This is a genomic window from Paenibacillus sp. FSL H8-0317 (assembly GCF_045040685.1).
GTDB lineage: Bacteria > Bacillota > Bacilli > Paenibacillales > Paenibacillaceae > Paenibacillus.
The window spans coordinates 865,621-884,958 of sequence record NZ_CP150294.1 but is presented as its reverse complement, the minus strand read 5'-3'; the positions used below and the strand labels follow the sequence as shown (position 1 = coordinate 884,958).

Genomic DNA, 19,338 nt, shown 5'->3' with positions numbered 1-19,338 from the left:
CAGGGGGAGCAATCATTGGGGATTTCCTATAAGAAGCTTAAAGAAATACAGAATCGGCAAATAACCGAGATGAGTCGAATGACACCTGAACATGTGAAATTGTATGACCAGATCAGCACAATTGCGCGTCATGCGCCAGCGGACGAGAGAACACAGGAAGAGTGGATACTCTCCGCAGGAAAAGCAATCGTACAGGCTCAGCTGGATAACAAATCCGCTCGCGAGTTATACGGACCTGATCTGGAACAAGACATCCATGCACAGCTCGGGATTACAAATACAGCACCGGAGAAGACGGCTGCCGTTGAGGTGGGCGAATCCAGCCCAACCCGCGGTAATAGTCCAACAGCTTCATCGAAAAAGAATGCCAACGCTGTAGAACCACAGCCAACCGAGAATCCAGAGCCTGTGAAACGGACACCAAAGTGGTATGCCATGATCGCTTGGGCGGCTTTGTCTTTTGTCATGTTGATTCAAGGATGTGTGGGATTGTTCGTGGGTTGGACTGGCGGAGATACGGAGCCTTTCCAACACATCAGTCTGTTCTCTCTGATCATTGCGGCAGTTGGCGGGATCGCATTGGTGGAGATGCTTCGCCGCCTTGCTGAGCGACCCGACGATGAAGGAGCGGACAAGAACACCGTACCTAAGGTTAACCTTAAGGGAATCATCATCTACATCGTCATCGTGGTCCTTGTGCTCTTTGTAGGTTATCCACTGCGTGATAAACTGCCGGTATTTGCACTGGCTCCGTGGGTGAGTGCGGTGATTGGAGTTGTGGGGCTTGCAACGTTAAGACCTTTATTTGGACAAAAGAAAACTGCATAACACGTTATATAAGCGATTAAGGGGCCTTGAGGGTCCCTTTTTCATGTTCTGACGAATTTAAACCCTTCTGATATTAGGTACACGTGACATGGGCACGGGAACGCTCACGAATTCGTGAGGTCTTTTTCCATTTGGAGCTGGTTCCGATGTTTGATTCCTTTGCCAGGTGTCTCTCCAAACTCCCGCTTGAACATCCGAATGAAATAGTTCACTTCCATCCCCACGGTCTCTGCCGCCTCTCGCACACTTGCTCGTGGATGCTTGTCCATCCAGTCCGAAGCCTTCTGCAAACGTAATCGCTGCATATATTGATGCCCTGTCACGCCATAATGCTGGTGAAATAGTCGGTTGAGATGCTGCACCGAATAACCCACTGCGTCAGCAACATGCTTCAATAACAGGTCATCCTGGTAGTGCGTATGCATCAATGCTACTGCTCGGATGAGTGCATCCTTGCTCGGATCGGACTCCCGATTAGAGTGTTTTACAGTGCCATCCTGTGCCCTAGATGATCCAATACCTCCTATGCCGACATCAGATGGAATTTTCGATTGTGCTATATCCAAAATAAGCTGGTAGATAAGGGCTGATGTGTTCCACATCTCCGTTGCTCCTTGATCCAGCGCATGCCAGAGATTGGTCATCCGTGACCAGATGATTTCAAAACCCGAGATATGGTACGGTTCGTTCTGAAGCAAACCCGTGGATTGTAGTACCGATCCAGCCGATGTACCGCCAATACCGATATAACCAAGTTCCCCTTTGGATTTGGTATGAGGCACATACTCATGCGCAATATCGGGTTCCACGATGAATAACTGCCCTGCTCCCATCGTCCATGTCCCTTTTCCCGTTATCTTGAACTGCCCTCCCCCACCGTGTGACAAAAACAACTGATACACCGGAAATCCATTCGGTCTATTCAGAACTTTCTCTTCCTGCGTGCCCACACAATACAGGTACAGCGGCAACCGGGAATCAGGCAGGCCCGTCAAACGAAATGCAAGCATTCCATCATTCCTTTCGGCTCATAGGCTTCTACATAAGGTGAACTAAAGATATTTACACTGGCCACTCCGTTTCATGTAAATGTTAGTTCAATCTATATAGCCAACTTCCCTTTATTATCCAATAATTGGTTCAAATGCAACATTGGTCTAAGGAACCGTTCTGACGACAAATTTTTTATCAAGTGAATTGCCGCGAGGATGTTAAGCGGTGTCTACGCGGGAATATTAAAAACTCCCTTTCCGGTTGGAAAGGGAGTTAATGGCTTTAAATTCGACGGATTGTAATATGAAGTGCGACACCCTACTGAAATAAAAAAATGGCTCACAGCCTGATTCGTGTAGAATGAAAGTTACCACACCAGCATTCACACAAGGAGAATCAGTCCATGAGTTATTCACATCTTAGCATAATCGAACGCAGCAAGCTAGAAATCCTCCACAGACAAGGCAAAAGCTCAAGAGCTATTGCAAAAGAACTGGGGAGACATTCGTCCACGATTTGCCGCGAACTAGATCGTGCTAATTCATCGTATCCCTATCAGGCAGAACACGCTCAGAACGCTTATGAGAAGCGTCGTCAATCCTCTGTTTCTTCAGGTAAATGGTCAAGCACCTTAGCTGCTTCACTGGAGGAAAAACTGAAGGCAACGTGGTCTCCGGAACAGATCAATCAACGCTTCCGTACCGAAGGCTTGCAAGCAGTATCCTTCAAAACGATCTATCGCTGGATCTACGCAGGTCGACTGGTTCAAGGCACGTTACAGGTTCTTCGGCACAAAGGAAAGCGTCAGAAACCCGCAGAAACTCGCGGTAAATTTGCCATTGGCAGATCCATTTCGGATCGTCCCCAAGAGGTTCGTTCTCGTGAAACGTTTGGGCACTGGGAACTGGATACCGTCGTATCTAGTCGTGGGAAAAGTAAAGGATGCATAGCCACGCTCATTGAACGCAAAACCCGTCTATATACCGCCATTCTCATGCCTGATCGCACTGCTCTGTCTATGGAAATTGCGCTTGTGTAGCCATCTCACAGTATCCCACAGGCACTTTCCTCACAGCCACGGCTGACCGGGGAAAGGAGTTTGCATGCTATGCCAATCTGGAAACAAGCCATGACCTGCACGTTTATTTTGCTGATCCATATTCGTCTTGGCAACGCGGTTCCAATGAGAATGCGAATGGATTGCTTCGAGAGTTTTTCCCGAAAGGCACCGATCTCGCTCAAGTCGAGGATGAAGATCTTGCCAGTTCACTAGATCTAATAAACCACAGACCACGAAAATGCTTGGGTTGGAGAACCGCTCACGAATCTTTCACAGAGGAACTGTCGCACTTGGTTTGACAATCTGTCATTCCTAAAAATTAATTACCCAGTATGCGTTTCAACCGCATTTGTCTATCTGGATTCATGAACCTGGCGTAGAGGGGTCTGCAGCAGATGATTGAGTGCCATTACCACCTGAAGTTCCCGCACCCTTATTGTCAGTTCCCTGACCATTGCCAGAAGAAGCTGGCGGAATATCAAATGTTCTTTCTGCACTGACAGATGTATATTTCGTCGATTCACTCACCACTGAGACTACCAAAACTTTGTATTTGCCCGCTCCAAAAGCCATATTATTTGAATCATTGGCGGAATTTCCAATATCCACTATTGCTGTCCCTGAAGAAGTACCACCCGTATCAACAGTTTTTAAAGCTTTCCCAGCAGTTCCTGAACCGCTTCCTTCTTTAACAATGTACACATCGTAACGAATAATCCCTAATTCATTTGGCTTATCGAAACTTACATTGATTAAATTATCAGTTACTTTTGCATCTAAAGCAGTTACCGTTTGCACTGGTGTCACTGTCTGTTTCTTCGCATTAATCGTGAATGTATATGAAGCCAAACTTGATTCACGATTATTGTCGTTTGATTCAGATAAAATATACACTGTGTATGATTTGCCTGCTTCAATTTTTTGACCATTGATATCAGACAGTACACCCGGAAGTGTGGCATTTCCACCAGATGTTTCCACAGATTTTATTGTAGTGGAATTGTTTTCTTTTGCTATATTCTTCGCTACATTGAGCCCAAATGCGCTTCCTGTCGGAGCAACCATAACAACATAACGTCCAATGCCTGCTTTGGAAGCTGGTTCGGTATATCTCAAAGTCACATCCGTTACATCACCAGCTGCTTGATCTTCGTTCTTGAAATCAATTTTAGTAATGGTAACTGCTCCTACTGCACTAGTTACTGACAATTTAACATCTGCATAAGCTGTTGACAGCACATTAGATGAATTACCTGTATTACTTACCGCAAGTACAAATATGCGATAGTTCTCATCATTGCGAATAGTTGTACTATCTGTTGCCTTGGTATCGTCTAAAGTCACCGTGTAATCTCCGCTTCCTCCAGCTTTATTTACCACCTTAAAGTTGGAGTTCCGATTAGCTTCCGACAAATCAAATCCACTCAAGTTGGAAGTTTTGACTACAAATACACGGTAATGGTACACGTTCGTCTCATTCGACGATCGATTAAATGTCACACGCAAATCACGTCCATCTCCGTTATCCGCGATGTCCTTCGCAGTCACACTGGTCGGAGCGGTAACAGCCGTGTTCGCAGTCAGTGTGATCTGAGAAGAATATGAAGACAACGCATTTTGACTTGAGTTTCCGCTATTGCTTACTGACATAACGAATACACGATAGGAAACGTTATTGGAAATAAGGGAACCGCTTGTATCATATGCATTAGGAAGCGTAACGGACAAGTTACCACCCGTTTTGTTCACCTGCGTATAGTTGTTTGACGCATTAGCTGCGCTTAGTGTGAAGCTGCCCACATTAGCGGAACGGACTACATACACTCTATAGGCAGAGATTCTGGACTCATCCGCGGCTTTGTTGAAAGAAACCCGTAGATCACGCCCATCACCGTTGTCACCAATATCCGCAACAGCCAGGTTGCTAATGACTCCCGCGTTACCGGTCGTTGTCAGTCTCAGAGCTGTGGAGGAAGCTGACAGCGCATTGGTGTATCCGTTTTGCTGATTGCCCACCGCCATCACAAAGATGCGATAATCTTGCAGATTCGTTACATTATAACCACTTGTGTCCTTCATGGATGAAGGCAATGTCGTTGTAATGTTGTTACCTGTTTTATTCACCGTATAGTACAGACTGGAGGATAGGTTACTCGCCGTTGTCAGATTGAAGCTGCTGGCAACCGAGTTGCGTACCACGAAGACGCGATAATTCGCCACCTTGGACTCATCCGATGAACGGTTGAAGCTCACCTGAATATCACGACCATCTCCATAATCCGAGTTATCCTTCACCTGGGTAATTACCGGAGACGTTGCTGTGTTCACGGACAGCGTAAGTGAAGATGATGCTGCGGACAGCTTGCTGTCTGTTGTTGTATTCGTGCTTACCGACAAGATGTAGACCACATACGCTGTACCGCTTTTGATCAATTCGCCGGACGTATCCCGTGTCGAAGAAGTCAACTGGCTTTTCACTGCGGTACTGTTTCCTTTGTATATGATCGTGGAGTTGGCACTGGAAACTTTGTTCGCTGCAGCCAGATTAAATGCAGAAGAGTCCTTCGCTTTAACAACAAAAGCACGATAATACGTAATATTCGATGTTGTGCTCGGCTGCGTGAAGTTAATCTCCAGATCGCGGCCATCGCCATAGTCACTAATATCTGCGGCACGCAGACTTGTAACCGCCTGTACTGTGGATTTCACATTATTGAGCTTCAATGCTTGGGAAGACCAGTTCAATGCATTTTTATAATTATTGCTGCTGTTTCCAACAGTCAGTACATACAGGCGATACGTTTCATTGCTGTTAAGCAAATCCCCGTTTACGTCACGCGTCTGTGCATTAAGTGTCAGTTTCGGGTTGCTGCCATTTGGTGTAACCGATGTATAGTTCGCAGAAGGTACGGCAGTTGCTGAGGACTCCGTAAAGCTATTCACATCGCGTGTTTTCACCAGCATAATCCGGTAAGCAGATACCGCCTTCTCTGAAGTTGGACGTGTGAAGCTCACGGTCAGGTCACGACCATCTCCGTTACTTCCGGATACCGAACCGTAGATGTTCCATGCAGCATATTGTGTCTCATCCACTGGAGGCGTTGCCGTTGTTTTGATATCTACACGCTGATTGCGTGAGTTCCAGAACACTTTCTCTCCAAAAGCTTCACTGACAAAACGAATTGGAACCATCGTGTTACCCTTAATCGTGTTTGCAGGTACATCCAGCGAGATCGCTTCCCCGTTGATGTATGCCGTTTTGGAACCGAGTGTCAATTTAACTTCCTGATCATCGCGAGTTGCAACAATCGTTTTGGTTCTGTTGGTGTACGATACCTTCGCATCCAATCCTTCAAAAATGGACCGAAGTGGAACGAGTACCCGTCCACCTTTCATCACAGGTGCCTGAGCAGATGATAACTCTGCATCATTAATATATATACTGATCCTCGCGGCTGCATCCATGACCGATGTTGGAAGTGCGGACATCAGCATGGCCGATACAGCCAGCGCTGACATTACCTTCTTCACTTGTTTTCCTCCCGCTTTCCTCATATCCCATATCCCCATTCTCGCATTTAGTTAACATCGAAATAGATTCGCTGTTCTTTTCATTAATTCCTGTATTTTCCTATGCACAACTAAGACGTTCCGATCGGCTCAAAAGTTTCCAGTTGTACAAAAAATATTTTCGCAGAAAACTTCCTCTATCTTCCACCCTCCAAAAGTTAAAAATAACAGAAGAATTTGTCACCATTCCGCAACCACATCCTGCACCAATTGGGTTAAGGTATAGTGACTAGTGAACAACACCTATCATTTTCTCAACTACGGGAGGTTCATATCTATGACATCATTGTTCCAATCTGCCAATCGTAAAGGCATGCGCACCTTCATTACAGCCACCGCCATCCTCATGCTGCTCCAAACGGCTGTCGCTCCATTATCCGGAGTCGCTGCTGCCGCTTCTTCCAGTACAGATACCAAAGTCACAACTGCCAGTTCAACAACGATATATAAAACATTTCAGTCCATGCTCTACAAAAAGAACGGCTTGCCTGCCGCGGATACTTATCTCGAATCTCATATCAAAAAAGTAACAAAGCATCACGCCACCCTGATGGTGCTTCAATTGGAGAATGCTCGCCTGAAGGCGCTAAGCGCCATGACAGACCGCCTGCTCGTTCCTAACGTTCAGGACAAGATGATCAAGGCTTACAAGTTGAATGATAGCTTCACCAAACTCATGGAGCGTACCCAGGACTCCGATCTGCGTGCACTGTTAAAAGAAGCCCGTGACAGCGGCTACCGCCTCGTCATGCTCGAAGGCTCCCTCTATCCCATAATGAATTATGCGGCATTCGTGAAATATACCTCTGTAATTAAAGAGGACATCTCTAGCTACATCAGTATCATGACAAAGGAAACAAAAAACTTGCCTGCGGATGACGGTGCTCTGGTCATTGGCTATCAGGAAATTCTCCTTCGAGCACTGAGCCAGGAAAGATTCCTGGAGCTGCATCCAAAATCAAATCGGGCCAAGCAGGTGCAGAATCTGTTAAACAGTTATACCCTGTATACCTTTTATGGACTGAACAATACACCGCTGTTTGATTATGACACGAACAAAATGGTTGCGAACGCCCAAAGAGGCTACAACGGCGTCTTGCAGCGTCTTGCATCCGTCGATAGTGAATTCCTCACCAAGCTGGATGCCTTTATGGACGTGGTTAAGGAATCGAAGTATGAAAAAACGGCCGCTGTCGAGAAATGGCTGGAACAGAATGTGCCGGTCAGCGACTATGCGAATTATTGAGTTAATCCGTTCCTAAGTTAATATCCGGGCCAAAATTCAGGCTAAATCCCAACAGATAACCACAACAAAAACCGCCACAGGATTCGCTCCTATGGCGGTTTTCTTCATGCTTTTATCATCAAAACTGACTCAATCCGTCAGCTCACTGCACTATTGAATCGGTTTGACCATATGATTATACTCATGTCCTGTGATGACAATCACGTCATCTTTGACATATCCCTGCCGTTCGTACAGCATTAGCGCACGGCCATTGTCCCGTTCTACAATCAGGGATACCTGCGAGTGACCCAGATCTCTGCCCTGCTGCTCAAAAGCAGCCATCAGTGCCCGGCCGATGCCCTGCCCCTGATAAGCTTCACTTACCGAGAGAGTATCCAGATAATACTCCCCCGGACGGGTTTCTTTAACCAAAGCATACTTCTCTTCCCGGCTTCGTTCAGGTCGATCCAGAATCGGCTGGTCCAGACGATCTGCTTCTCCGCCATCATAGGCTACCAGAATCCCCGCAATCAGCCCATCCTGCTCCATCACTGTCACATGACGATAGCTAATCCGGTTGTTTTCCTGTACATAGAACGCCTGCAAAATCTGCATCGCCTTCTCATGATCCGCCTCACCCGCTAGCGAGTAAGCAATGTCCCCTATCGCCTGATACAGTAACGGAATGACCTGATCTACATCTTCTATCCGCGCAGGTCTGATCAGAGGAGATGTTTCTTGGTGATCTGATTGCATACTAGAATGATTCATCAGATTAACATGTTGAACAGATTTAGATTTTTGTTCAGCTCGGTATAGGCGATACCTTTGCGGTTCATGCGTTCAATAAGCGGGTGGTAATCTTCCTTATACATCAGCTCGATGCCCACCAAGGCAGGGCCATTTTCCTTATCATGCTTTTTCGTATATTCGAACCGGGTGATATCATCATTCTTCCCTAGAACTTCCTCCAGGAATTCACGTAAAGCTCCTGCACGCTGCGGGAAATTAACCATGAAATAATACTTCAGACCTTCATAGATCAGGGAACGTTCCTTGATCTCCTGCATCCGGTCGATATCGTTGTTACCGCCACTAATTACGCAGACCACCGTCTTGCCCACGATTTGCTCACGATACTGCTCAAGCGCCGCAACAGCCAAGGAACCGGCAGGCTCGACAACGATCGCATTTTCATTATATAACTCCAGAATAGTTGTGCAGGCTTTGCCTTCTGGCACTTTCACAATGTCATCAAGTATACTATTGCAGATATCAAAGGTGAGATCGCCAACACGTTTCACCGCTGCGCCATCCACGAATTTATCAATGTCATCCAACGTCACAACCTGTTTGCGGAACATCGCCTCACTCATGGAAGCTGCCCCAAGTGGCTCAACTCCAATGATGCGTGTCTCTGGACTCACGGTCTTCATGTAGGTTCCCACGCCGGCTGCCAACCCTCCGCCACCAATCGTCACGAATACATAGTCGGCATTCTCATCGAGACTTTCCATGATTTCCATCGCTACCGTACCATTACCTGCAATAATCTTCGGTTGATCAAAAGGATGGATGAACGTCATGCCCTGTTCGTCACATGCACGCATTGCTTCTGCATAAGCATCATCATACGTATCCCCGATCAGCACCACTTCAACGTTGCTACCGCCAAAACGTCTGACCTGCTTCACCTTCTGGTTCGGCGTTGTACTCGGCATGAAGATTTTGCCGTTAATTCCGAGGGCATTACAGCTAAAAGCAACACCTTGAGCATGGTTTCCTGCACTCGCACAGACAATACCCTTCTCCATCTCGGCTGGTGTCAGACTGCGAATCATATTATAGGCGCCCCGAATTTTGAACGAACGCACCACTTGAAGGTCTTCTCTTTTCAGATACACATTACAGTTATATTTGGCCGACAATACAGCATCCCGCTGTAACGGCGTTCTTACAATGACCTCACGCAGCACATGATGTGCGCGTACGATATCTTCCATGCCAACACTGGCACGACCGGGACTTGTGGTTCCCGTTGGTTCTTGTTCAACTGGTTTCATGTTGTCTCCACACTCCGCTTTTATGGTCTAGCAATGTCGCGCACTGCTTTTCTTTGTATTGTATCACTTTTGCTCTGTTCTTGCGCCTGAGCTCTCATCATTTATCATTCGTACAATTTCATCAATAATGACCTGAGGGTCTGTATACATAACCATATGTCCCGATTGATCGGCCCCAATCCATCTCGCATTGGATAGCTGGCTCACCGTCTGGTGATGCGCCGTGATAAGGGCGGGTCTGATTTTCCCCTCTCCCTTGCCCGGGTTCGTACCCGAGATCACGCTAACTTCCAGATCACCCAGAGCCGGAGGATGTTTCAGTAGCGCTGCCATGTCATCCAGAAATGTTTTGCCTTCCTCAAGCATCGTGCTGGCTGCCTGTACAGTAAAATCCTCCTTGAGGTGATCTGCTGCCACATCGTCAGGCTGAACACTTCCAGCTTTGCTGCCAAGCATCTTATATAAGCCAGTCCGCGCCATGATTGGAATAATGAAACCATTGATGGCAAAGCTCTTTTTAGTAAGCTTGGAAAAATACATTTCGCAATGCTCGTCTGATGGATCTACCAGGATAATGCCACGTAATCGAGATAGATGTGCAGCTGCCGTAGCCCGTACAATCGGACCTCCCCAGCTATGTCCAACCAGAATGAATGGGCCCGGGCCCAGAGCTGTCAGCAGTTCCCCAAGATCCCCTGCAATACGTTCAAGGCTGCGGGGAGCCAAGTCGACATCACTTCGTCCCGCCCCTGCCCGGTCATACACGACTGCACGTGCATGCTCAGCAATGGCTGGTGCAACCAGTCCCCAGTTTGATCTGGAGGCGCCCATACCGGATTCAAACACCACCGTCAGGTCTCCTGTCCCCTTGGACATATAATGTAGTTTGCGACCATCGCGGGTCTGAACAAACGCACTTGAACCAAACGTATGAGAGCTAGGGTTAGGATTCATATTCCCCTCCTGATTACGTGCATAGTCATCTATCACCGAATCTAATTGAAAATGATTATCAATTACTTCATTATAGAATAATCCATGCTTTACGACAACCATGTTACTTCAGCAAAATACAGCCGTTCTGTCACTTCTATCACGTTTCAAGGATCATTCCCCGCCCCACCGTTCTGCTAAGCCTCCTTTTTCCTTATGCAAAAAGAAAACCCGATCCATAATCGGATCGGGTAACTGTCCCTGCCACTATGCGGCTAGGCATCATATATAAAATATAAAAAAACAGCCCGATTTCAATTTCCATCAGGGCTGTTTTTAACTGCTTTAGCTTCACGATACCCAGGATTAAACATATCGCTCATTTAATAAGGAAACAACAATTTATGCCTGTGTCTTAAACCAAGTTGCCGCAGCTTCTGCTTCGGTACGAGTCAACTGATGACCTTGACGCTCCCAATGTGTGTTTACATTGGCACCTGCACCGCTCAGCAACGAAGCAAGTTCCTCCGTCTCACGTCTGGGTACAATCGGATCGTTCTCGCCCGCACCAATGAACACAGGCAGACCTTTCAGATCCGGTAGTTCCAGTCCGCGCAGCGGTACCATTGGGTGATGCAGAATTGCACCTTTGAATACATTTGCTTGATGGAAGATCAGGCTTGCTGCAATGTTGGCACCGTTAGAGTAACCCAGTGCATACACGTTGGACCGATCGAAGCCATATTCCACCGCAGCTGCATCGACAAAAGATCCCAGCTCAGCTGTACGAGCAATCAGATCCTCTTCATCAAAAACACCTTCAGCCAAGCGCCGGAAGAAACGGGGCATCCCGTTCTCCGATATATTACCCCGCACCCCAAGTATGCCAGCTCCTGGTGCGATCATCTCCGCCAGACCGATCAGATCATTCTCGGTTCCTCCTGTGCCATGAAGCAACAGGATTGTTGGAGCATCCGGCTGAGCACCTGCTTTATAGATATGTTTCATTGTATTGGTTGTGGTCATGATTTGGACTCTCCTTTCCATTCACGTACTTCAATTCGTGGCAACAATTGTTCAATCTGCTCACGCTGTGGTTCATACCATTCAGGCAACATCAGTTTCTCACCCATGCTCTCTGCTGGTTCATCCCGTGCAAATCCTGGAGGATCCGTAGCCAGTTCGAACAGTATACCACCCGGCTCCCGGAAATACACAGCGTTGAAGTATTGACGGTCAATGACTGGCGTTGGATGATATCCGGATTGTTCAAGATCCTGCTGAATTTGTTCATGTTCCACGTAATCTTTGGCACGCCATGCAATATGGTGGACCGTTCCGGCTCCACCAATCCCGCGCTGGATGCCTGTGGACTGAATATCGATGATCTGACCGATATCGCCGCTTGCCTGAAGACGAAGGAGTCCGTTCTCTTCACCGACTTGCTCCAGACCCAGTTTACTCACCAAGACGTCCATGGTTTTCTCAGGAACGTGGCTGAACAATACGGCTCCGCCAAATCCTTTGATGGCATGCTCCGGTGTCACACCGTTGAAAGTCCAGCTGCTTGGCTGACCACCTTCACGCTCTACCAGTTCAAGCAGCAGACCGCCTTTGTCGAAGAAACGAATGTATTGCTCACCGAATCTGGTTTTATTTTCATATGGAATATCGAAGGAAGAGAGACGTTCTTTCCAGAAAGGCAGGCTTCCTACCGGAACCGCATATACGGTAACTCCAGTCTGACCGGAACCAATGACACCTCTTCTTGAATTTTGCTGTGGGAAAAAGGTAATGATTGTGCCCGGTGCACCCTGCTCATTCCCGTAATACAAGTGATACACGTCTGGTGCATCAAAGTTAATTGTTTTTTTCACCAGTCTGAGCGCCAATACACCTGCATAGAAATCAACGTTTTTCTGCGCATCGTCTACAAAAGCTGTAATATGATGAATTCCTGAAGTTCTGAACATAATCTCCACTCCCTTGGTTTTAGTTGTATCATAGGTTTTTTTTGCTTCTTTTATTTATAGCTTTTCGTTATTTATCTTTAATTTAAGATTCTTTAAATTTATATTAATCCATTGGACCTCAATATGCAAGCTTTTATTTTAAAATTAAGATTTAATACAAAAAGCAGGCCCCGATCACTCCGGGAACCTGCATATCGTTATAACGATTGATTAGGTTGCTTCGTATTCCTGTATTACTTTTGTATTACTGCTTCTTAAACCAGTTTCATTCTTTTTGGTGGATTCACCAAATCTTTATGCTCGTATTCATCCTTGATATCTCCGACAATCTCTTCAAGGATATCCTCCATCGTAACCATACCTACCGTAGCACCTGCCTCGTTTTTCACGGTTGCAATGTGTACACGGCTCTGCTGCATCTGGATCAGTACATCCTTGATTGGAGAACGCTCGGAGAAACTCGGCGTATTGTGAACAAATGTCTCCATATTGAAATCTCTGCCCGCAGCTACACTCGTCAGCATTTCTTTGGTATTAATAAAGCCAACAAAATGTGCCTGATCCCCATTTGCAATAACAGGGTATCGCGTGTATTCATGTCGATTCAGCGTTTCAATGATCTGATCAAGCGGCATTTCCTTATTTAACGTAACAATTTTATCTCTTGGAATCATGATCTCCTGAAGCAAACGCTCATCAAAAGCAAAAATGTTTTTGAGATAGTCCAGCTCCGTCTGATTGATCTCGCCACTCTCATAACTCTTTGCCATAATCAGTTTCAGCTCTTCCTCCGAGTGAACGGTATCATGCCCGGCAGGTTTTACACCAAATATGCCAAGCAACAGACGAGCAGCTCCATTTAATGCATAAATGAACGGATTCATGATTTTACCGAACCAGTACAGTGGTGGTGCCAACAACAACGTCATTCTCTCTGCAAACTGGATCGCCAGGGTTTTTGGTGCCAATTCACCAATAACCACGTGCAGGAACGTAATGATCGCCAGAGCGATACCGTAGGAAAGAACGGTAGACAACGCCGCTGGAACTTCCATTCGCTCAAACAGCGGATGCAGCATTTTCTCAACGGTAGGTTCACCCAAGGCTCCCAATACCAGCGCCGTGATGGTAATCCCCAATTGACATGCCGACAGATAATAATCCAGGTTGTGCGCCACTTTTTTGGCCAGTACTGCCTTTTTGTTCCCTTCCGAGATCAATTGATCGATTCGGGACATCCGTACTTTAAGAATTGCAAATTCGGCTCCAACAAAAAAGGCTGTCAGACCTATAAATACGGCTACTAAAAATAAATTCAAGGCTATTATTCCGTCCAATGATTTCCCTCAGGTTGAGGGATTCACCTCCAAGTAAAATTTATATTAAGGTTGCACGAGTGATGTTCCGGTTACGGATCGTTCTTCCGATCGCCATTGCCTCCAAATTTTCCTGATTGTTGTTTTCAAAGGGTTAAAATTGGTTTGCAAACACGAACGCTACGCTTCTTCAGAATCGATTCCATCTCCTACACTGTTACGTTGCCAAAACGCTTTAAATTTCTGAGGGCAAGATCATGCAAGATCGCTAGTAGCTTCCTCAACCTGCGCGCCGCTCACTCGTTCCAGAAGAACTTGTTTGATGTGATAGTTTTCGGTATCAACAACGGTCCAGACATAATCGCCGTGTTCTACCGTGTCTCCTTTTTCCACACCTACACCCTTCTGGTATTGAATCCATCCCGCAACGGTATCCATCTCTTCATTTCCTTCAAAGCTAAGCCCGAACTGCCGCTCCACTTCATCCAAAAGTACCCGGCCATTAATGAGATATTGATTCTCTCCGGTTTCCTGGATATCCGCCACCTCATCGGCATCGAATTCATCACGAATCTCACCGACAAGCTCCTCTAGAATATCCTCCATCGTAATGATTCCCGAGGTGCCGCCGTATTCATCCACGACTACAGCCATGTGTACACGTTCCTGCTGCATTTTAATCATCGCATCCTGGATACTTGTAACTTCGGAAACAAATGGGATCTCACGAACGAACTCGCTTAGCTGATATGATCTTGCGGCTACCATGTCAGGCAAAATCTTTTTCACATTCACAACGCCGATAATGCGGTCTTTGTCCCCATCCTCGATGACAGGGTAACGTGAATAGTTATGTTCATCCAATATAGGAATAATATCGTCATAGGTCATATCCTGATCTAATGTCACCAGTTCCGTACGCGGTACCATGATGTCTTTGGCATCACGTTCGTCGAACACAAATACATTTTCCAGATATGAAAGCTTGGTCTTGTTGTCCTCGTCCCCTTCATAACTCTGGTTCATGATGATTTTAATCTCGTCCTCCGAGTAGGCTTGATCATGTTCGGCAGGCTTCACACCGAATCCCCGCAGAAGAACACGAGAGGCTCCATTAAGCGCCCAGATGAATGGGTACATGACTTTACCAAACCAGTATAGCGATGGGGAGAGCATCAACGTCAGTTTTTCAGAAAACTGAATCGCCAGCGTTTTGGGTGCCATCTCACCAACAACCACATGCAAGAACGTGACGAGTATAAAGGCGATCGCATAGGAAGCAATCGACGAGATTGAAGCAGGTACATCTAAATAATTGAATACCGGATATAACAATCTCTCAACCGTCGGTTTTCCGAGCGCTCCCAGTCCCAGAGCAGTGACCGTAATACCGAGCTGACAGGCTGACAGATAATAATCCAGGTCCGAGACAACTTTTTTGGCGAGTACAGCCTTTTTATTGCCCTCCGCGACCAGTTGATCCACTCTTGATGTACGAATTTTGACTACAGCAAATTCCGATGCTACGAAAAATGCAGTCAATGCAATCAAGATAATAAGTAAAGCGATATTCAATATGGTAATTATGTCCAATGATTTCCCCGGTTCTCAGGGATTCACCTCCAGAGATAGTTACAGCGTGATCCGTTAACTGTGTTAACCATTCATCAACTGTTAGTCTTTCAACACGACGTCTGCCTTATATAAAATTGATTTCAATGATATCTTTTGTATAAGTCTTACGTTTGACCTTGTAAAATTACAAAACAGGAATTCAAGATGAAGTCAATGACTTGCAGAAACTTCTTCATTCAAATCGGGTTACCCCTCATGCTGTCAATTGTTCCTCGCTTAACTCCACCTAGATTCGCCATTTGGACAATTTACAATATCGCCTACCCAATAGATATCCACCTCCCCTCGTACTCATTCCTGTTTCCGAAAAGTATACCATGTTTCCCGCTCAACCATCCAGTTGCACGTTATGGTTTGCCACAAGCTTACAGTATAATGTTCACAAATTAGTCTCTATGTATGTTACGTACTTTATATAATATGATTGATTTACCTCATAATGTGATATTGTTCACATGTTTAGTATAGTCCAATTTATAAAAATACTACCCCTTACTTTAGGGCATTAAACATGCCGGATCTCCCTGATTTAATCCCGTTTTGAATCTTCCCCATGTTCTTTCCCCATATGGACAAGTCCGGCCATTTGCACAAGATACATCTATATACGTAGTAAAGAGCCCGTAGGATGCAACAACCTTACGGCGCACATCTTTACGGGCTCTTAATATTCATTCTACACCAGTGCTTTGGCAGCAATATCCGTTCGCTGATGTTTACCATCAAAATGGATACATTCCGCCTGTGCGTAGGCTTTGTTTCTAGCTTCTGCAATATCCGCGCCAAGGCCAACTACGCCCAGGATCCGTCCACCATTCGTGACCCAGTCTCCTGCTTCACTACGCGCTGTACCTGCGTGGAATACCACGGCATCTTGCACTTGATCCAGTCCTTCAATGACTACGCCTTTGGCATAAGGACCCGGATAACCTCCTGAAGCAAGCACCACACATACTGCGGCTTCATCACTCCATTCAATCTCAATATCAGCCAGCTTGCCATGAACGGTTGCCCAGAAGATATCAAACAAGTCGCTCTTCAGACGTGGCAATACAACCTGTGTTTCCGGATCACCAAAACGTGCGTTGAACTCAATCGTTTTGGGTTTGCCATCCGGCGAGATCATCAGTCCGGCAAATAATACCCCCTGGAACGGACGTCCTTCGGACACCATTGCTTTGGCAGTTGGTTTGATGATCGTCTCCACGGCTTCTTCAATAATGGATGCAGGAATGTGTGGCAAAGGTGAATATGTACCCATACCGCCTGTGTTTGGCCCCTGATCATTATCGAATACAGGTTTGTGATCCTGTGCTGCCGCCATTGGACGAACCGTCTCCCCATCGACAAAAGCCAGAATCGACATTTCCTGCCCTGCGAGGAATTCCTCGATGATTACTTTGGCTCCCGCTTCACCAAATACCTTCTCCACCATGATGCTACGCAGAGCCTGATCAGCCTCTTCACGCGAATAAGCTACGGTCACACCTTTGCCCGCTGCCAGTCCATCTGCCTTGATGACAACCGGAATTGCTTGCTCATTCAGGTATGCTTGAGCTTGTTCGTAGTTGTCGAATTTCTCATAGGCTGCGGTTGGAATGTTGTATTTGTGCAGCAGATCCTTCATGAACGTTTTACTTCCCTCGATCTCTGCTGCATTACGACGAGGTCCGAATACCGGAATACCTGTCGAATCAAATGCATCCACGATTCCATCCGCCAACGGATCATCCGGACCAATAACCACCAGACCTACTTTAAGCTCTACAGCCAGAGCCGTTAGTTTATCGAATTCATTTACCGCAATGGCATGACACTCAGCAAGCTGAGCAATACCTGCATTTCCCGGTGCACAGTGTATCTTGTCTACCTTTGGACTCTTCGCCAGTGCCCAGATGATTGCATGTTCCCGGCCACCGCCGCCTACTACCAAAATATTCATTCGTTCTGTCCCCCTCCATGCATAACTGAATTTGTTACGCTAATGCGTGTTGAAAAACCTAAAAAAGAGGGGGTGTACCATAAGTCATTAGCATGACAGGCGACACCCCTTATTTAAACCTTTTTCGTTCTAGTGTTTGAAGTGACGAACTCCTGTGAAGACCATGGCAATTCCGTATTCATTCGCTACTTTAATGGATTCTTCATCTTTGATCGAACCACCCGGTTGAATTACCGCTGTAATTCCGGCTTTTGCTGCCAGTTCCAGCGTATCACCCATTGGGAAGAACGCATCAGATGCCAGAATAGCACCTTTTGCTTGCTCGCCCGCTTGTTCAATCGCAATTTTGGCTGCACCCACACGATTCATTTGTCCAGCGCCCACACCCACCGTCATGTCATTCGCAGCAAGTACAATCGCGTTGGATTTCACGTGTTTAACTACTTTCCAGCCAAACAACAGCTGTTTCAGTTCTTCTTCCGATGGCGCACGATCGGTTACAACATTCAACTCGCTCGCTTCGATGGAGTGTACATCGGACTGTTGCACGATCATGCCACCGTCGATAGACGTTACCACGAATTGGCTCTCCCGTTTACGAGCAGCATTCAGTTCGCCTGTTTTGAGCAAACGAATGTTTTTCTTTTTCGTCAGGATATCAAGAGCCTCTTGTGTAAAATCAGGAGCAAGTACGATTTCCAGGAAAATCTCGCTCAATTTGCCCGCTGTATCGCTGTCGATAATGCGGTTCGCTGCCACAATGCCACCAAAGATAGACGTTGGATCTGCAGCATATGCTTTGCTATAAGCTTCATAGATACTTGCGCCAATACCTACGCCGCATGGGTTCATATGTTTAACTGCGACAACGGCTGGTTCTTCAAATTCTTTGACGATCTGCAATGCTGCGTTCGCATCGTTGATGTTATTGTAAGACAACTCTTTGCCATGCAATTGCTCGGCTGTTGTCAACGTATCTTGAGCAGCCAGCGGTTTGCGGTAGAATGCCGCCTGCTGGTGTGGATTTTCGCCATAACGCAAATCCTGGAGTTTTTCGTAAGTAACCGTCAGACGCTCTGGCAGTGGATCACCATTTACGTTGGACAGGTAGTCGGAGATGAGTGCATCGTAAGCCGCCGTATGACGGAACACTTTTGCCGCAAGCCGTTTGCGAGTTTCGAGAGTGGTATCTCCATCGTTGCGCACTTCCTCCAGCACTTGGCTGTAATCAGATGCGTCTACAACGACACTGACAAAGGCATGGTTTTTGGCTGCCGAGCGAAGCATCGTTGGACCGCCAATATCGATGTTCTCGATGGCATCTTCGTATGCTACGTCCGGTTTCGCAATAGTCTCTTGGAATGGATACAGGTTCACGACAACCAGATCGATATAGCCGAGACCGAGTTCTTCCATCTGACGTGTGTGCTCTTCGTTATCACGCACAGCCAACAACCCACTATGAACTGCCGGATGCAATGTTTTGACACGTCCGTCCATGATTTCCGGAAATCCGGTCACATCCGAAATTCCGATGACAGGTACGCCTTCCTTCGACAACAGGCTGCTTGTACCTCCTGTCGAAATAATCTCCACACCCATTTGCGACAGCTCGCGGCAAAAGTCCACGATGCCCGTTTTATCCGATACGCTAACCAGCGCTCTTTTGATACTCACAATATGCTCCTCCTTTAATGTCCCATAGCTTCGCGTTTCCTGACGAAACACAGCCGATTTATTTCCCGAGAAATATCACAAAATGCGTACCAATATTCGACTTCTGTTATAGAAGTTGAA

Annotated in this window: 13 protein-coding genes and 1 pseudogene; 3 read left to right on the top strand and 11 right to left on the bottom strand. The window is 46.5% G+C overall.

Annotated elements, in window-relative coordinates:
- Positions 1–15 precede the first annotated feature (15 nt).
- A complete protein-coding gene (locus tag MHB43_RS04195) occupies positions 16–828 on the top strand; it encodes a hypothetical protein (protein ID WP_339181887.1) in 813 nt (270 codons plus the stop codon).
- Positions 829–932: 104 nt separating this feature from the next.
- On the opposite strand, the gene MHB43_RS04190 is transcribed toward MHB43_RS04195, so the two are convergent.
- Positions 933–1,838 (bottom strand): AraC family transcriptional regulator, encoded by a 906-nt coding sequence (locus MHB43_RS04190; RefSeq protein ID WP_339181885.1) that lies wholly within the window; start codon positions 1,836–1,838, stop codon positions 933–935.
- A gap of 386 nt (positions 1,839–2,224) precedes the next feature.
- On the opposite strand from MHB43_RS04190, the pseudogene MHB43_RS04185 reads away from it, so the two are divergent.
- Positions 2,225–3,180 (top strand): annotated as a pseudogene (locus MHB43_RS04185) (IS30 family transposase).
- Between the two features lie 64 nt (positions 3,181–3,244).
- Here MHB43_RS04185 and MHB43_RS04180 read toward each other — a convergent pair.
- A complete protein-coding gene (locus MHB43_RS04180; protein WP_405131400.1) occupies positions 3,245–6,412 on the bottom strand; it encodes a stalk domain-containing protein in 3,168 nt (1,055 codons plus the stop codon).
- 316 nt (positions 6,413–6,728) lie between these two features.
- Here MHB43_RS04180 and MHB43_RS04175 point away from each other — a divergent pair, with 316 nt between their 5' ends.
- Positions 6,729–7,697, top strand: coding sequence for a hypothetical protein (locus MHB43_RS04175; protein WP_405131399.1), 969 nt, complete (start codon positions 6,729–6,731; stop codon positions 7,695–7,697).
- 150 nt (positions 7,698–7,847) lie between these two features.
- On the opposite strand, the gene MHB43_RS04170 is transcribed toward MHB43_RS04175, so the two are convergent.
- From MHB43_RS04170 to purH, 9 genes are all read right to left on the bottom strand, one after another.
- Positions 7,848–8,450 carry a GNAT family N-acetyltransferase gene (locus MHB43_RS04170; protein ID WP_405131398.1) on the bottom strand — a complete coding sequence of 201 codons (603 nt, stop codon included), beginning with the start codon at positions 8,448–8,450 and terminating at the stop codon, positions 7,848–7,850.
- The gene (gene ilvA, locus MHB43_RS04165; protein ID WP_017690682.1) at positions 8,450–9,742 is read right to left on the bottom strand and encodes a threonine ammonia-lyase IlvA; all 1,293 of its coding nucleotides are present in this window, start codon (positions 9,740–9,742) and stop codon (positions 8,450–8,452) included. Before ilvA ends, MHB43_RS04170 begins: the two co-directional genes overlap by 1 nt.
- A gap of 63 nt (positions 9,743–9,805) precedes the next feature.
- Positions 9,806–10,696 (bottom strand): alpha/beta fold hydrolase, encoded by an 891-nt coding sequence (locus MHB43_RS04160; protein ID WP_405131397.1) that lies wholly within the window; start codon positions 10,694–10,696, stop codon positions 9,806–9,808.
- A 381-nt stretch (positions 10,697–11,077) separates the two neighbouring features.
- Positions 11,078–11,683: an alpha/beta hydrolase gene (locus MHB43_RS04155; protein ID WP_405132389.1), complete on the bottom strand. Its 606-nt coding sequence runs from the start codon at positions 11,681–11,683 to the stop codon at positions 11,078–11,080.
- Between the two features lie 14 nt (positions 11,684–11,697).
- Complete coding sequence (locus MHB43_RS04150; RefSeq protein WP_405131396.1) at positions 11,698–12,648, bottom strand: ring-cleaving dioxygenase; 951 nt, start codon at positions 12,646–12,648, stop codon at positions 11,698–11,700.
- 254 nt (positions 12,649–12,902) lie between these two features.
- Positions 12,903–13,985, bottom strand: a complete 1,083-nt coding sequence (locus tag MHB43_RS04145; protein WP_221818713.1) for a hemolysin family protein — start codon at positions 13,983–13,985, stop codon at positions 12,903–12,905.
- A 234-nt stretch (positions 13,986–14,219) separates the two neighbouring features.
- The gene (locus MHB43_RS04140; RefSeq protein ID WP_405131395.1) at positions 14,220–15,557 is read right to left on the bottom strand and encodes a hemolysin family protein; all 1,338 of its coding nucleotides are present in this window, start codon (positions 15,555–15,557) and stop codon (positions 14,220–14,222) included.
- 718 nt (positions 15,558–16,275) lie between these two features.
- The gene (gene purD / locus MHB43_RS04135; protein WP_405131394.1) at positions 16,276–17,541 is read right to left on the bottom strand and encodes a phosphoribosylamine--glycine ligase; all 1,266 of its coding nucleotides are present in this window, start codon (positions 17,539–17,541) and stop codon (positions 16,276–16,278) included.
- A gap of 129 nt (positions 17,542–17,670) precedes the next feature.
- Positions 17,671–19,218: a bifunctional phosphoribosylaminoimidazolecarboxamide formyltransferase/IMP cyclohydrolase gene (purH, locus tag MHB43_RS04130; protein WP_091019800.1), complete on the bottom strand. Its 1,548-nt coding sequence runs from the start codon at positions 19,216–19,218 to the stop codon at positions 17,671–17,673.
- Positions 19,219–19,338 lie beyond the last annotated feature (120 nt).

What these genes read in the sequence shown, in the direction of transcription:
- MHB43_RS04170 (WP_405131398.1), bottom strand. Translation starts at nt 8,450, where the DNA reads ATGAATCATTCTAGTATGCAATCAGATCACCAAGAAACATCTCCTCTG.
- MHB43_RS04175 (WP_405131399.1), top strand. Translation starts at nt 6,729, where the DNA reads ATGACATCATTGTTCCAATCTGCCAATCGTAAAGGCATGCGCACCTTC.
- MHB43_RS04160 (WP_405131397.1), bottom strand. Translation starts at nt 10,696, where the DNA reads ATGAATCCTAACCCTAGCTCTCATACGTTTGGTTCAAGTGCGTTTGTT.
- MHB43_RS04190 (WP_339181885.1), bottom strand. Translation starts at nt 1,838, where the DNA reads ATGCTTGCATTTCGTTTGACGGGCCTGCCTGATTCCCGGTTGCCGCTG.
- MHB43_RS04155 (WP_405132389.1), bottom strand. Translation starts at nt 11,683, where the DNA reads ATGAAACATATCTATAAAGCAGGTGCTCAGCCGGATGCTCCAACAATC.
- ilvA (WP_017690682.1), bottom strand. Translation starts at nt 9,742, where the DNA reads ATGAAACCAGTTGAACAAGAACCAACGGGAACCACAAGTCCCGGTCGT.
- purD (WP_405131394.1), bottom strand. Translation starts at nt 17,541, where the DNA reads ATGAATATTTTGGTAGTAGGCGGCGGTGGCCGGGAACATGCAATCATC.
- MHB43_RS04150 (WP_405131396.1), bottom strand. Translation starts at nt 12,648, where the DNA reads ATGTTCAGAACTTCAGGAATTCATCATATTACAGCTTTTGTAGACGAT.